This window comes from Pseudomonas sp. SLFW (assembly GCF_009905615.1).
GTDB lineage: Bacteria > Pseudomonadota > Gammaproteobacteria > Pseudomonadales > Pseudomonadaceae > Aquipseudomonas > Aquipseudomonas bambusae.
This window is the reverse complement of record NZ_JAAAKW010000002.1, coordinates 468,859-483,598: the sequence shown is the minus strand read 5'-3', so window position 1 is coordinate 483,598 and position 14,740 is coordinate 468,859. Positions and strand designations below refer to the sequence as shown.

The window sequence follows — 14,740 nt, the reverse complement described above, 5'->3', positions numbered from 1 at the left end:
TTCACTCCTGGTATCGCCCAACTCCATGCTCCGCGCCCTGATCGTCCTTGCTTTGATGTGCTTGCTCACTCCGGCCTTTGCCGACGATGACCGCGCACAAACCCAAAAACAGCTGGATGCCACGCGTCAGGACATTGCTGAGCTGAAGAAGACCCTGAGTCAAATCCAGGACGAGAAATCCGGCGTACAAAAAGACCTCCGCACAACCGAAACCCAAATGGGTCAGCTGGAAAAGCAGGTGGAGGCCCTGCAAAAAGAACTAAAAAAGAGCGAAGCCGAGCTCCAACGGCTCGATGAAGAGAAAAAAAAACTCCAAAGCGCACGCGTTGAACAGCAACGACTGATCGCGATTCAAGCCCGCGCCGCTTATCAAAGTGGCCGTCAGGAATACCTCAAACTGCTGCTCAACCAGCAGAACCCCGAAAAATTCGCCCGCACGCTCACCTATTACGATTACGTGAGTCAGGCCCGACTCAAACAACTGCACGCCTTCAACGAAACGCTGCGCCAACTGGCCGAGGTCCAGAAAGACATCGACCTGCAACAGGCCCAGTTGCTGGTGCAGAAAAGCTCGCTGGATGACCAGAAGTCTCAGCTCGACACCGTTCGCCAGGAGCGCCAGGTTGCACTGGCCAAGCTGAATCAGGACTACAAGGCCCGCGATCAAAAGCTACAGGCTCGCCAGCAGGATCAGGCAGACCTGACTAAAGTCCTGAAGACCATCGAAGAAACCCTCGCCCGTCAGGCGCGTGAAGCCGAAGAGGCGCGTCAGAAAGCGCTCTTGGCCCAGCAGGAAGCCGAGAAGCGTCAGCGTGAGCAGCAGGAAGCACTGGCCAAAAACCGTAGCAAAGATGAAAGCGATGAGCCGCCTCGCAAGCCGGTGAAAGCCCCCGGCGCGATGGTTTCCAGCGCGGGTCAGTCCTACGGTGGGCCTTTTGAACAAGCAAAAGGAAAACTTCCTTGGCCTGTCGATGGTCGATTGTTGGCGCGTTTCGGTGAAACCCGCGGCGATGACGAGCGAACCAAGTGGGACGGCGTGATGATCAGCGCTGCCGCAGGCAGTCAGGTACGCGCTGTGCATGGGGGTCGCGTGGTCTTCGCCGACTGGTTGCGCGGGGCTGGCCTTCTGGTCATTCTCGATCACGGCAACGGCTATTTGAGTCTGTACGGTCACAACCAGAGCCTGTTGAAGGAAGCTGGGGACGTTGTAAAAGCCGGGGAAGCGATCGCCACTGTAGGCAACAGTGGTGGTGGTCAGGACACTCCGGCGCTGTATTTCGCTATTCGTCAGCAGGGTCGCCCTAGTGATCCGGCCCAATGGTGTCGCACTCAAGGATAAGTCGACACCTCACTCAGGAGTTCGTAAGACATGCTGTTTTCGTCCCGCCTCACCTCGCTGGCCCTGACTATCGCCGTGGCTATCGGCGCTCCGCATGCATTGGCCGCAGGTGCCGCACCGGCTGCTGCGCCTGCTGCTGCCGCGCCCGCCAACGCCGCGAACATCAAGGCGCCACTGCCGCTCGACGAGCTGCGGACCTTCGCCGAGGTCATGGACCGGATCAAAGCCGCTTATGTCGAGCCTGTAGATGACAAGACCCTGCTGGAAAACGCCATCAAAGGCATGCTCAGCAACCTCGACCCGCACTCTGCCTACCTCGGCCCGGAAGATTTCCAGGAGCTGCAAGAAAGCACCAGCGGGGAGTTCGGCGGTCTGGGCATCGAAGTGGGCGTCGAGGACGGCTTCATCAAAGTCGTTTCGCCCATCGACGACACACCCGCTTCCAAGGCTGGCATCGAGGCAGGCGACCTGATCGTCAAGATCAACGGCGCGCCGACCCAAGGCCAGACCATGCAGGAAGCCGTCGACAAGATGCGCGGCAAGCTGGGCGAGAAAATCACCCTGACGCTGGTGCGCGACGGCGGCAACCCGTTCGACGTGACGCTCGCCCGCGCGACCATTCAGGTCAAGAGCGTGAAATCGCAGATGCTGGAGCCGGGTTATGGCTATATCCGCATCACCCAGTTCCAGGTCAAGACCGGCGAAGAGGTCGGCAAGGCGCTGGCCAAGCTGCGCAAGGACAACGGCAAGAAGATGAACGGCCTGATCCTCGACCTGCGCAACAACCCGGGCGGCGTGCTGCAGGCGGCGGTCGAAGTGGCGGACCATTTCCTGACCAAAGGGCTGATTGTCTACACCAAGGGCCGTATCGCCAACTCCGAACTGCGCTTCTCCGCAGACCCGGCCGACGCCAGCGAAGGCGCGCCACTGGTGGTACTGATCAACGGCGGCAGCGCCTCGGCATCGGAAATCGTCGCCGGTGCCTTGCAAGACCAGAAACGCGGCATCCTGATGGGCACGGACACCTTCGGCAAAGGCTCGGTGCAAACCGTGTTGCCACTGGCCAACGACCGCGCGCTCAAGCTGACCACGGCGCTGTATTTCACGCCCAATGGCCGCTCGATTCAGGCCCAGGGCATCAACCCGGACATCGAAGTCAAACGCGCCAAGGTCACGACCGAAGCCGATGGCGAGAACTACAAAGAGGCCGACCTGCTCGGCCACCTGGGCAACGGCAATGGCGGCGCGGACAAACCGACCACCAAATCCAAGGCTGGCAAGTCGCGTCCGCAGGACGACGATTACCAGATGAACCAGGCCCTCAGTCTGCTCAAGGGATTGAGTGTCACACGCGGCAATTGATATGCGCTTCTGGTTGACCGGGCTCGTCTGGGCCCTTGCAGTGGTGACGGGTGTTGCATGTGCGGCACCCGCCGAATCCTCCGGCACCGACGCCAAACCAGCGAAGGTCGCCTACCTCAGCTTGATCATCGACGATCTCGGACAAAGCCCCGAGAAGGACAGCCGTGCGCTGGCCCTCCCCGGCCCCGTGACGGTTGCGATCATGCCGGACACCCCGCATGCAACGGATTTTGCGCGTCAGGCCCACAAGGCGGGTCGAACGGTGATGCTGCACATGCCGATGGACCCTGCCACCGGGCCGTACGCGTGGCATCCCGACCTGCCGCTGCCCGAGCTTGAAGCCCGCCTTAACGCGGCGCTGCTGAAAGTACCGTATGCCGCAGGCATCAACAACCACGAAGGCAGCCGCATGACCGCAGAGCCCGTGGCCATGGCCTGGCTGGTGGGCGAGTTGCAGCGGCGTCATCTGTTTCTGGTCGACAGCCGCACCAGCGCCAAGACCGTAGCCGCTGCTGAGGCACAAAAGATTGGTTTGGCGAGCGTGTCGCGGGACGTATTCCTCGACGACACCCGCACCAGCGAAGCGATCTACGGGCAGCTACAGACCGCGATCAAACTGGCGCACAAGCAAGGCTCGGCAATCATGATCGGCCATCCCTACCCGGTGACCATGGACGTGCTGGAGCGGGAACTGCCCAAGCTCAAGGCCCAAGGCATCGAATGGGTGGAACTGCGCCATATGATCAGCATTCGTGGCAATCAGGCCATGGGCGGGCACGGGAAGAATGGGGTTTATCGGTAGATCGAGCGGAGTGCGATTTCCTGTGGGAGCGAATTCATTCGCGAGGCAGCGGTACGTCCGACGAAGATTTATCGAATGTAAGGGCCTTTCGCGAATGAATTCGCTCCCACAGGTTGAGCCGCATTCAGGCGAGGATTGTGGCGTTGCGTCAGAGGTATTTCCCGAGAATGCTGTCCACTGTCCCTTCTTTGCGCAGTTGATCCAGCGCGGTCTGTAGCTTGTTGACCACCTCGTCCGGCGTGTCCTTGTTCAGCGCCAGGAACAATTCGGCGCTGTTAAAGCGCAGCACGGTTTTCAGGCCTGTCACACCTTCCTGACGCGCCAGGTACCGCCCCGCCGGATCACCTGTCGCCCACAAATCAATCTGCCCTTCGACCAGCTTTCGAGCGTTGTCCTTGTCGCTGAGCACGGTGATCGGGTTCATGCCCTGACGCCCCAACTCTTCGGCAATGGCGTCACCTTTATAGGCGCCGATTCGGTATTGCCTGGCATCTTCGAGGGAATTCAGTTGAAGCGGGCTGTCGGCCTTCGCCAGCATGATCCAGTCGTCCGGGCCGATCGGGCCGACCCACTTGAACAACGTCTCGCGCTCAGGCAAACGCGCGGTCACGAACACGCCGTAGCCCGGTTTTTCCAATGCCAGTTTGTAGATGCGGTCCCATGGGAAACGCAGGGTCATGCTGTAGCCGATACCGGCACGCTTGAAGGTTTCGCGAACGATCTCGACGGCAATGCCCTTGATATTGCTTTCCTGGGCGAAGTTTTTTCCGTCGATGGCCATGTTGTAGGGCGGGAAATTCTCGGTGAGGAGCACCATCGAATAGGCCGGCGCATCGTCTGCCCGAGCGACGCCTGAGAGCAACGTCGCAGCGCTGATCAGCGCAAGAAAAACACCTTTGAACATATCCCTGGCACCCGATCCTGACGACGGCATGAGAGTGCCGTTAACGATAGGCATTGTCCAGTTCAGTGAGGGCGATGGTCGCTTTCAGAACAGAAGTGGCTTGAAGCGTCTGGGGCCGAGAGTGGGCAATGACCGCCTAACGGCGCACCAAACCGGGTGGGAGCGAATTCATTCTGGACGGCAGTCCGACGATTAGCCCTTACATCCGATGGATCTTCATCGGATGTACCATCGCTTCGCGAATGAATTCGCTCCCACAGGTTGGGGCGTGCATTCAGCGTGAGGGCAATCAGCGAACGACGATGCCTTGCTTCGCCATGAACGCCTTGGCTTCGGGCACGGTGTATTCGCCGAAGTGAAAAATACTCGCCGCCAGCACCGCGCTGGCATGACCTTCCAGCACGCCATCAGCCAGGTGTTGAAGGTTTCCCACGCCACCCGACGCAATCACCGGAATACCCAGCGCATCGCTGATCGCGCGGGTTACGCCAAGATCGAAGCCGTTTTTCATGCCGTCCTGATCCATGCTGGTCAGCAGAATTTCACCAGCGCCCAGGCCTTCCATCTTCTTGGCCCACTCGACCGCGTCCAGACCGGTCGGCTTGCGACCGCCGTGGGTGAAGATTTCCCAGCGCGGTGTTTCACCCGGACCGGACACCTTCTTGGCGTCGATCGCCACCACGATGCATTGCGAACCGAACCGCGCAGCAGCCTCGCCGACGAACTCAGGGTTGAACACCGCCGCCGTGTTAATCGAGACCTTGTCAGCCCCGGCATTGAGCAGGTTGCGAATGTCCATCACAGTGCGCACGCCGCCGCCGACGGTCAGTGGGATAAACACTTGGCTGGCCATGCGCTCGACGGTATGCAGTGTGGTGTCGCGGCCATCGACGCTGGCGGTGATGTCGAGAAAGGTGATCTCGTCGGCGCCCTGCTCATCGTAACGACGAGCGATTTCCACCGGGTCACCGGCGTCGCGGATGTTCTCGAACTTCACGCCCTTGACCACGCGACCGTTGTCGACGTCCAGGCAAGGGATGATGCGCTTGGCTAACGCCATAAGACTTAATCTCCGATTAAGAAGCTTCAAGCTTCAAGCTGCAAGAAAGAGCAGATCGCGTCACGCTTCTAACTTGCAGCTTGCCGCTTACAACTTGGAGCTGGCCGCGTAGCCATCACACAATGCCTGAGCCTCTGCGACATCCAGAGTCCCCTCATAAATCGCGCGGCCTGTGATGGCGCCGATGATGCCCGGCGCCTTCGCATCCAGCAGCGCCTTGATGTCGCCCAGGTTGTGAATGCCGCCTGATGCGATGACCGGGATTTTCGTGGCCGCAGCCAACGCTGCGGTAAACGGCACGTTGCAGCCCTGCATCATGCCGTCTTTGGCGATGTCGGTATAAACGATGGCCGAGACGCCGTCCGCTTCGAAACGCTTGGCCAGGTCGATCACCTGCACCGTGCTGACTTCAGCCCAGCCGTCAGTGGCGACGAAGCCGTCTTTGGCATCCAGACCGACGATGACCTTGCCAGGAAACGCGCGGCAAGCCTCGGCGACGAATTCAGGCTCTTTAACGGCCTTGGTGCCGATGATCACGTAGCTCACGCCCGCTTTGACGTAATGCTCGATGGTTTCCAGCGAACGAATACCGCCGCCGATCTGGATCGGCAGGTTCGGGTAGCGCTTGGCGATGGCCGTGACTACTTCGCCGTTGACCGGCTGGCCTTCGAACGCGCCATTCAGGTCGACCAGATGCAGACGGCGGCAGCCACCGTCGACCCACTTGGCAGCCATGCTGACAGGGTCATCGGAGAACACCGTTGAATCTTCCATGCGGCCTTGGCGCAGGCGCACACAAGCGCCGTCCTTGAGGTCGATAGCGGGAATGATCAGCATCTGCTTTTCCTCGTCAAAGCGCTGCGAGTTGCGAGCTATTAGCCGCAATCAGGCGCGCATAAATCAGTCTTGCAGCTTGAAGCTTGACGCTTGTCACTGCCTTTAATTTTTTTCGAGCGACCAAATGTCGCTTTCAAGGCTCTCGAAGCGCTCTTTTAACAGCGTCTGAGCATCGAAGATCGCTCGGTTGTAATAGTGCGGCGCAATTTCGCGGGTGAACAATTCAAGGATTTCAGCCGCTTCGAACGAACCCAGGTCCAGTTCGAAACGGTCTTCCATGAACCGCTTGATCGTGTGACAGGCCTCACTCTCCTGCTCGGAAGTGAGGGTCAGGATCGGCGGCTTGTTCTTTTTGCTCATTACCAGCGACCGTCCCACGCGGCGAAGTTCTGCAGCAATTGCAGGCCATGGGTGTGGCTTTTCTCCGGGTGGAACTGCACGGCGAAGCGCGAACCGTCTGCCAGCGCAGCAGCGAAGTCGTGACCGTAATGACCGCGACCGACGATCTGCCGAGGGTTCGGCGACTCGATGTAATAGCTGTGCACGAAATAAAACCGCGCCATATCCGGAATGCTGTGCCACAGCGGGTGATCCACCGACTGCGCGACTTCGTTCCAGCCCATGTGCGGGACTTTCAGGTGTTGGCCGTCTTCGTGAAGGTCTTTGCCGAAGAAACGCACCTGGCCGGGGAACACGCCAATGCAGTCCACGCCGTCGTTCTCTTCACTGCGATCCATCAACGCCTGCATGCCGACGCAGATGCCGAGAAACGGACGATCCTGGCTGACTTCACGCACCAGTGCGTCGAACCCCAGACGACGGATTTCAGCCATGCAGTCGCGAATTGCGCCCACACCGGGGAACACGATGCGGTCAGCTTCGCGAATGACGTCGGCGTCGCTAGTGATCAACACACGGCCTGCGCCGACGTGTTCGAGGGCCTTGGCCACCGAGTGCAGATTGCCCATGCCATAGTCGATAACAGCAACGGTCTGCATTACAGCACGCCCTTGGTCGAAGGCATTTGCCCGGCCATACGGTCGTCCAGCTCAACAGCCATGCGCAGCGCGCGACCGAACGCCTTGAACACGGTTTCGATCTGGTGGTGGGTGTTGTGGCCACGCAGGTTGTCGATGTGCAGAGTGACGTTGGCGTGGTTGACGAAGCCCTGGAAGAACTCCTGGAACAGGTCCACGTCGAAGCCGCCGACCGTTGCGCGGGTGTACGGCACGTGCATCTGAAGGCCGGGACGACCCGAGAAGTCGATGACCACGCGCGACAGCGCTTCGTCCAGCGGGACATAGGCGTGGCCGTAGCGACGGATGCCTTTTTTGTCGCCAATGGCTTTGCTGAAGGCCTGACCCAGGGTGATACCAACGTCTTCCACGGTGTGGTGGTCGTCGATATGCAGGTCGCCCTTGCTTTCGATATCCAGATCGATCAACCCGTGACGGGCGATCTGGTCGAGCATGTGTTCAAGAAAAGGAACGCCGATATCGAATCGGGCCTTTCCGGTGCCATCCAGGTTGATCGAGGCTTTGATCTGTGTTTCCAGGGTGTCGCGCTCGACGAACGCCTTACGTTCGGCCATCACCAGCTCCGCAAAATCATTGGGCGAAAAGGCGGACATTATAGGCGTGTGGCGGGGAAACAGAAACACGAGACGTGTGATGGTAGACGGGATGACGCAGATAGACATGTCTGTACAAATTACCTGTAGGAGTGAGCTTGCTCGCGATAGAACTCTTGTCCTCAACAACATTGTCGACTATCAGAACGCTATCGCGAGCAAGCTCACTCCTACAGTTACAGCCCCAGCCTGATGACAATCGGACCGGTTCGGTGCCAGCCTGGGAGGCCCAAGGCTGACCCCGACAGACGCTTAGTGAAACAACACCGCCGTCTTCTGCAAGGTGATCCACACGCCCCACGCCAGCGGAATGCCGACTGCCAGCCAGGCCAGAATCGCCAGAGGCTTGGTGCCTGCGTCCGCTTTCCACTCCAGCGAAGTGGTGTGGTCGGCGCCTGCATCGTGACCAATCGCCTGCTCGGCCTTCAGTTCTTCTTCAGTCATGAAGTACTTGTCGGCCACCGGACGCACGAGCATGTTGCAGATGAAACCCAGCACCAGCAGACCGGCGAGGATGTACAGGGTGATGTCATAAGCATCGGCACGTGCAACGCCGTGGCTCAGTTGATATTCACGCAGGTAGTTCACCAACACCGGCCCCAGCACGCCAGCAGCAGCCCAGGCCGTCAGCAGACGACCGTGGATCGCACCCACCATTTGCGTACCGAACAGGTCGGCCAGGTAAGCAGGAACGGTCGCAAAGCCGCCGCCGTACATCGACAGCACGACGCAGAACGCTGCCACGAACAGCGCAACACTGCCCAGGTGACCCAGGGTCGGAACCGACGCGTAAAGCAGGAAGCCCAGCGCGAAGAACACGAAGTAGGTGGCTTTACGGCCGATGTAGTCGGAGAACGAGGCCCAGAAGAAGCGACCGCCGATGTTGAACAGGCTCAGCAGACCGGTGAAGCCCGCCGCGATGGCCGCGATGGCCGCCAGTTGCGAAGCGTCCAGTTGCGAGAAGCCTTGATCGGTGCCCAGCAGCTTGCCGCCGAACACTTCCTGCAGCAGTGGCGAGGCCATGCCGAGGATGCCGATGCCCGCCGAAACGTTCAGGCACAGCACCAGCCATACCAGACGGAATTGCGGGGTTTTCCACGCCACGCTGACGTGCACGTGACGGTTGGTGATCATCGCGCTGTTGGTTTTCTTCGCTGGCGCGGTCCAGCCTTCAGGTTTCCAGCCGGTTGGCGGGACGCGATAGGACAGTGCACCGCCGATCATGAAGATGAAGTAAATCACCGCCATGGCCACGAAGCTTTGCCATACGCCGACACTGTCAGGCGTCGCGAAGTGGCTCATCAGCGCGGTCGCCAGTGGAGCACCCACCATCGCGCCGCCGCCGAAACCCATGATCGCCATGCCGGTGGCCATGCCGCGTTTGTCCGGGAACCACTTGATCAGCGTTGAAACCGGCGAAATGTAGCCCAGGCCCAGACCGATACCGCCGATCACACCCGAACCGATCCACATCAGCCAGATCTGGTGGGTGTAGACACCCAGCGCCGAGATCAACAGACCGCCACACCAGCACAGGGCCGAAACGACACCTGCCTTGCGTGGACCTGCGTGCTCCAGCCAGCCACCCCAGATGGCGGCCGAGCAGCCCAGGAAGATGAAGAACAGGGTGTAGATCCAGCCGAGCATCGAGATCGGCCAGTCACAGGCGGACGAGAAAATTTGCTGAAAGAAGCCCATGTCTGCCGGGCAGGCCACGGCGGTCTTGATCCCGATGGCTTTGGACAGCGGCAACCAGAATACGGAGAACCCGTATGCCATGCCGATACACAGGTGAATGGCCAATGCAGCTGGCGGAACCAGCCAACGGTTGAAGCCACGCTTGGCGATAATGCGCTCTTTGGACAAGAACGCAGGCTGAGCGGCAACGCCACCCAGAGCAGTACTCGTAGTCATTATTTTTTTGCCCCTATTTTGTAGTTATGCCACGCAAGAACAGCGACATCGTTCCACCACCCCTCTTAACGCACGCAAGCATTGGGGGTTTTAGAAGTGGAAAGTCTCAGTACGTGGCAATTCGACGCAGCATGTGCCACGAACGCGCTGAGATTAACATTTGCTGCATCAGATAAAGCATTCTGCTATTACCTTTTTTATGCCGTCTGTCACTGCGCGAACGCGACGTGCACACTGTGAAGAATGTCCCCGAATGGGCACGACTTCTTGCTGTCCCAGTGCTGCTTACATTTGTCCGGGTAGCGTGCAAGGCCGATCGCAGCCCGGCACCTGCGTGAGAACGCTATACTCGCGGGCTAAATTTTGAACGATTCGATTACAAGGACTCGCCCATGAAAGCGTTCGGCAAAATCCTGGGACTTTTCATTCTCGGGCTGTTGCTGATCATCGTGGCTCTCGGCTTTGCCTTGACCCATCTGTTTGATCCCAACGATTACAAAGACGAGATTCGTAAACTGGTTCGCGACCGGGCCCATGTCGAACTGACCCTCAATGGCGATATCGGCTGGAGCCTCTTCCCGTGGCTTGGCCTTGAACTGCACGACGCCAGCATCGCGACGCTGACCGAGCCGACCAAACCGTTCGCCGACCTGCAAATGCTCGGCCTTTCCGTGCGCGTGCTGCCGCTGCTGCGCAAGGAAGTGCAGATGAGCGACGTGCGCGTCGAAGGCCTGAACCTGATGCTGACCCGCGACGAAAGCGGGCATGGCAACTGGGAAGACATTGGCAAGGCCCCTGCAAAGGCCGCGAATCCTGCTCAGCCCCCGGCGGCCACCCAGCCTTCCAGCGAACCCGCCCAGGCACCCGCACAGTCGGAAAAAACCTGGCAACCGCTCAAGCTGGACATCGACAGCCTGACCGTGAACAACGCCCGCATCGATTTCAATGACATGCAGAAGGCCCGGCAATTCACCGCCGAGAGCATCCAACTGAGCACTGGCCCGATTCACAATGCGACCGACATTCCGGTCAAGCTGACCGCGTTCCTGAGCACCAATCAGCCCGTCTTGCGCACCAAGACCGAATTGACCGGCAAAGTCCGTTTCGACCGCGCCCTCAAGCGCTACCAGCTCGACGACATGCGTTTCTCGGGCGAAGCGGCGGGCGATCCGTTGCAGGGCAAGACGCTGACGTTCTCCGCTCAAGGCCAACTGCTGGCTGACATGTCGGCCAACGTTGCCGAATGGACCAACCTCAAACTGTCGGCCAACCAATTGCGAGCGCTCGGCGAACTGCACGTGCGCGACCTGGACAAGGCGCCCCAGCTGAGCGGCGGCATTTCCATCGCTCAATTCAACCTGCGCGAATTCCTCGACAGCGTCGGCCAGACCGCGCCCACACTGGGTGAAAATAGCCTGACGCGGCTGGAAATGGTCAGCCGCATCGCCGCGACGCAGACCAGCGTTTCGCTGGATGATCTGACCTTGAAGGTTGACGACAGCACCTTCACCGGCCACGTCGCGGTAGACGATTTCGCCAAACAAGCCCTGCGCCTGCAACTCAAGGCCGACACCTTCGACGCCGACCGCTATCGTCCGCCGCAAAGCGATCAGGCCAAGGCTGCCGGCGCTGCGCGCAAGTCCGAAGTCCAGAGTGGCGAAGCTGACGCCTTGGTCGCTTCCGGTACGTCGCCACTGCCAAACCAGCCAACTCAAGGCGCCTGGAGCGATGCGCGACTGCTGCCGCTTGAACGCATGCGCACGCTCGACGTCGATGCGGACCTGAGCTTCGGCAAGCTGACGGTTGAGAAACTGGCGATTCAAAATGCAGCGTTGAAAACCTCGGCACTCGACGGCGTGGTCAAGCTCGACAGCCTGCGCGGCGATCTCTACAACGGCAATTTCGAGGTCAAAGGCAATCTGGATGTGCGTCCGGAAGTGCCGCTGGCCAGCGTGCAGACACGTATCGCCCGCGTACCGGTCGAGCGTTTCATCCAGAGTCAAGGCACCACGCCGCCGCTGCGTGGCTTGCTGACGCTGAACAGCGACGTCACCGCCAAAGGCAACAGCCAGAAAGCGCTGGTCGAAAGCCTTAACGGCACGGCCAATTTCGCACTGAACGACGGTGTGCTGGTCAACGCCAACCTTGAGCAACAGCTGTGTCGCGGAATTTCGGTGCTGAACCGCAAAACGCTGAGCGGCGATCCGCGCGGCAAGGACACCCCGTTCCAGCAGCTCAACGGCAATCTGGTGTTCCGCAACGGCGTGGCCAGCAACCCGGACCTGAAAGTCCGCACGCCGGGCCTGACGGTCAACGGCGACGGCGACATCGACCTGCGCGTGCTGGGCATGAACTACCGCGTCGGTGTGATCATCGAAGGCGATAAGAGCGACATGCCGGACCCGGCCTGCGAAGTGAACCCGCGCTTTGTCGGCATCGAATGGCCAATCCTCTGCCGGGGTCCGCTGGAACTGGGCGCCAAGGCCTGCCGCCTCGATAACGATGGCCTGGGCAGAGTCGCCGCCAAACTGGCGACAGACCGGATCGGCGACAAGATCGATGAAAAGCTGGGGGACAAGGTCAGTCCCGAGCTCAAGGATGCCATCAAGGGATTGTTCAAGCGGTAAATTGGCAGCCCCGCTTTTCCCTGTAGGAGCGAATTCGTTCTGGGCGGCATCCCGACGATGCGGTGGTACAGACGATAGAAATGTGTCGAATGTACTGCCCTCTCGCAAATGAATTCGCTCCCATAGAGTTCAGGGCTCCTACACATAGACACGTCCTCTCTGACAATTCGGAACCACGATGCAACCCGAGCAGTTCTCCTCCGCCGTCCTCGACTGGTACGACCGTCACGGCCGCCACGACCTTCCCTGGCAACACGACATCACCCCCTACCGCGTCTGGGTGTCGGAAATCATGCTGCAACAGACCCAAGTCAGTACCGTGCTCGGCTATTTCGACCGGTTCATGGAAGCGCTGCCCACCGTTCAGGCCTTGGCCGACGCGCCGGAAGACGAAGTGCTGCACCTGTGGACCGGACTCGGTTATTACACCCGCGCCCGCAATCTGCAGAAGGCCGCCAAAATCGTCGTCGCTCAGCATGGCGGCGAATTCCCCCGCGACGTTGAACAGCTCACCGAACTGCCGGGCATCGGTTTGTCCACCGCAGGCGCGATCGCCAGCATCAGCATGGGCCTGCGCGCGCCGATCCTCGACGGCAACGTCAAACGCGTTCTGGCGCGCTTTACGGCGCAGGAAGGCTATCCGGGCGAACCCAAGGTCGCCAAACAGATGTGGACGACCGCAGAGCGCTTCACGCCCCATAGCCGCGTCAACCACTACACTCAGGCGATGATGGATCTCGGCGCGACCCTCTGCACCCGCAGCAAACCCAGCTGCCTGCTCTGCCCGCTGGAGCGCGGGTGCGAAGCGCACATGCTCGGACAGGAAACGCGGTACCCGATCCCCAAACCGCGTAAGACCGTTCCGCAGAAACGCACCTTGATGCCTATTTTCGCCAACCGCGAAGGCGAGATTCTGCTCTATCGCCGTCCCTCGACCGGGTTGTGGGGAGGGCTCTGGAGCCTGCCGGAACTGGACGCGGTCGAGGACATGCAGCATCTGGCCGATCAACATTCGCTGGAGATGGGCGAACATCAGGCTCTGCCCGGACTGGTCCACACCTTCAGTCACTTTCAGTTGACCATCGAACCCTGGCTGGTCCGGGTCGAGGAGTCTGCCCATCACGTGGCCGAGGACGACTGGCTCTGGTATAACCTCGCCACCCCGCCGCGCCTGGGCCTCGCCGCCCCGGTGAAAAAGCTGCTGAAACATGCAGCCGACGTTTTGAATGCAGGAGAGTCGTCATGACCCGCACCGTAATGTGCCGCAAATACAAAGAAGAACTGCCAGGCCTTGAGCGCCCCCCGTACCCCGGTGCCAAAGGCGAGGACATCTACAACCACGTCTCACAGAAAGCCTGGGCCGACTGGCAGAAACACCAGACCCTGCTCATCAACGAGCGTCGTTTGAACATGATGAACGCCGAAGACCGCAAATTCCTCCAGACCGAGATGGACAAGTACCTCTCGGGCGAAGAGTACGCCAAGGCCGAAGGCTACGTTCCACCGTCCGAATAACCCTTTGCAGACGGTGTTCGTCGTAAGCGGAGGAAATAATTCAAATTTTTTTCGACAACACGCTTGACGACCTCCTGAAAAACACGTCTAATGCGCCCCGTTGCCCAGATAGCTCAGTCGGTAGAGCAGGGGATTGAAAATCCCCGTGTCGGCGGTTCGATTCCGTCTCTGGGCACCAAAACATCTAAGCCCCTGATTCCGCAAGGATTCAGGGGTTTTTTGTTTGTGCCGCAAAAACCTAGCCCGCCTAACTGGTACACAAGGGCGGTAAACATGGCATCTCACAGCCGTATTATGATCGGGCCATCAGTGCCCCGACTTCGTGCGCTCACGACTCCCCCACGGGGAAATCGCCCACTTTTCTGCTCTGAGGGCACTCTTAAGCACGCACAGTGAATCTGGTCCGCGATGGGATCAACGCTCCTGCATGCGTAGGAATACTTCAAGCTATGCGCACCTAGGTTCATATGTGGTTGACGGCCACCCACCGGCTTACTGCGTTCTGAGTCTGTTTCGATTGAAGCGGTAATGAAACTCCGCTCAAACTAGAAATAAAGATTGCAACCGTTATGTGAATAAAGTTCTCAGCAGCGGTATTGCGCCTCAGCGAGCTAGCCAAGAATGCCACTGACGTGAGGGACAAAGGAGCATCGCGTCTGGCTCTTGCGGAAAACCAGGTCACACTTACAAACACATGATACTCCGCGAAGGCTAGCGGTATGAAAACATGAATGGGCTGGTGAAGATAGC

The 14,740-nt window shown here is 59.6% G+C and carries 13 protein-coding genes and 1 tRNA gene; 7 read left to right on the top strand and 7 right to left on the bottom strand.

The window, feature by feature from the left end; genetic code table 11:
* Positions 1-25 precede the first annotated feature (25 nt).
* Genes GVN17_RS05610 through GVN17_RS05600 form a run of 3 tightly spaced genes read left to right on the top strand, consistent with a single transcriptional unit; the run spans position 26 to position 3,503 of the window.
* Positions 26-1,339 carry a murein hydrolase activator EnvC gene (locus GVN17_RS05610; protein WP_166594226.1) on the top strand — a complete coding sequence of 438 codons (1,314 nt, stop codon included), beginning with the start codon at positions 26-28 and terminating at the stop codon, positions 1,337-1,339.
* A gap of 30 nt (positions 1,340-1,369) precedes the next feature.
* Positions 1,370-2,701 carry a S41 family peptidase gene (locus tag GVN17_RS05605; RefSeq protein ID WP_166594225.1) on the top strand — a complete coding sequence of 444 codons (1,332 nt, stop codon included), beginning with the start codon at positions 1,370-1,372 and terminating at the stop codon, positions 2,699-2,701.
* A gap of 1 nt (position 2,702) precedes the next feature.
* Positions 2,703-3,503 (top strand): divergent polysaccharide deacetylase family protein, encoded by an 801-nt coding sequence (locus tag GVN17_RS05600; protein WP_166594224.1) that lies wholly within the window; start codon positions 2,703-2,705, stop codon positions 3,501-3,503.
* A gap of 148 nt (positions 3,504-3,651) precedes the next feature.
* Here GVN17_RS05600 and GVN17_RS05595 read toward each other — a convergent pair whose 3' ends face one another.
* The 7 genes from GVN17_RS05595 to GVN17_RS05565 form a co-directional block, all read right to left on the bottom strand.
* Positions 3,652-4,407 (bottom strand): ABC transporter substrate-binding protein, encoded by a 756-nt coding sequence (locus GVN17_RS05595; RefSeq protein WP_166594223.1) that lies wholly within the window; start codon positions 4,405-4,407, stop codon positions 3,652-3,654.
* Positions 4,408-4,696: 289 nt separating this feature from the next.
* A complete protein-coding gene (hisF, locus tag GVN17_RS05590) occupies positions 4,697-5,467 on the bottom strand; it encodes an imidazole glycerol phosphate synthase subunit HisF (protein WP_166594222.1) in 771 nt (256 codons plus the stop codon).
* A gap of 87 nt (positions 5,468-5,554) precedes the next feature.
* Positions 5,555-6,304, bottom strand: coding sequence for a 1-(5-phosphoribosyl)-5-[(5-phosphoribosylamino)methylideneamino]imidazole-4-carboxamide isomerase (gene hisA, locus GVN17_RS05585; protein ID WP_166594221.1), 750 nt, complete (start codon positions 6,302-6,304; stop codon positions 5,555-5,557).
* Between the two features lie 102 nt (positions 6,305-6,406).
* On the bottom strand, positions 6,407-6,664 hold the full coding sequence (locus tag GVN17_RS05580) for a DUF2164 domain-containing protein (RefSeq protein WP_166594220.1): 258 nt from the start codon (positions 6,662-6,664) through the stop codon (positions 6,407-6,409).
* Positions 6,664-7,302, bottom strand: coding sequence for an imidazole glycerol phosphate synthase subunit HisH (gene hisH / locus GVN17_RS05575; RefSeq protein WP_166594219.1), 639 nt, complete (start codon positions 7,300-7,302; stop codon positions 6,664-6,666). Before hisH ends, GVN17_RS05580 begins: the two co-directional genes overlap by 1 nt.
* Entirely contained in the window at positions 7,302-7,895 is a 594-nt protein-coding gene (gene hisB / locus GVN17_RS05570) for an imidazoleglycerol-phosphate dehydratase HisB (RefSeq protein ID WP_062379429.1), read from the bottom strand. Before hisB ends, hisH begins: the two co-directional genes overlap by 1 nt.
* Positions 7,896-8,186: 291 nt before the next feature.
* Positions 8,187-9,848, bottom strand: coding sequence for an OFA family MFS transporter (locus tag GVN17_RS05565; protein WP_166594218.1), 1,662 nt, complete (start codon positions 9,846-9,848; stop codon positions 8,187-8,189).
* Positions 9,849-10,240: 392 nt separating this feature from the next.
* On the opposite strand from GVN17_RS05565, the gene GVN17_RS05560 reads away from it, so the two are divergent.
* The 4 genes from GVN17_RS05560 to GVN17_RS05545 all read left to right on the top strand — a co-directional run bounded on the left by GVN17_RS05560 (position 10,241) and on the right by GVN17_RS05545 (position 14,168).
* The gene (locus GVN17_RS05560; protein ID WP_166594217.1) at positions 10,241-12,475 is read left to right on the top strand and encodes an AsmA family protein; all 2,235 of its coding nucleotides are present in this window, start codon (positions 10,241-10,243) and stop codon (positions 12,473-12,475) included.
* Between the two features lie 178 nt (positions 12,476-12,653).
* The gene (gene mutY / locus GVN17_RS05555) at positions 12,654-13,721 is read left to right on the top strand and encodes an A/G-specific adenine glycosylase (RefSeq protein WP_166594216.1); all 1,068 of its coding nucleotides are present in this window, start codon (positions 12,654-12,656) and stop codon (positions 13,719-13,721) included.
* The gene (locus GVN17_RS05550; RefSeq protein ID WP_166594215.1) at positions 13,718-13,990 is read left to right on the top strand and encodes an oxidative damage protection protein; all 273 of its coding nucleotides are present in this window, start codon (positions 13,718-13,720) and stop codon (positions 13,988-13,990) included. Before mutY ends, GVN17_RS05550 begins: the two co-directional genes overlap by 4 nt.
* 102 nt (positions 13,991-14,092) lie before the next feature.
* Positions 14,093-14,168 (top strand) — tRNA-Phe (locus tag GVN17_RS05545).
* The last annotated feature ends 572 nt before the right edge of the window (positions 14,169-14,740 follow it).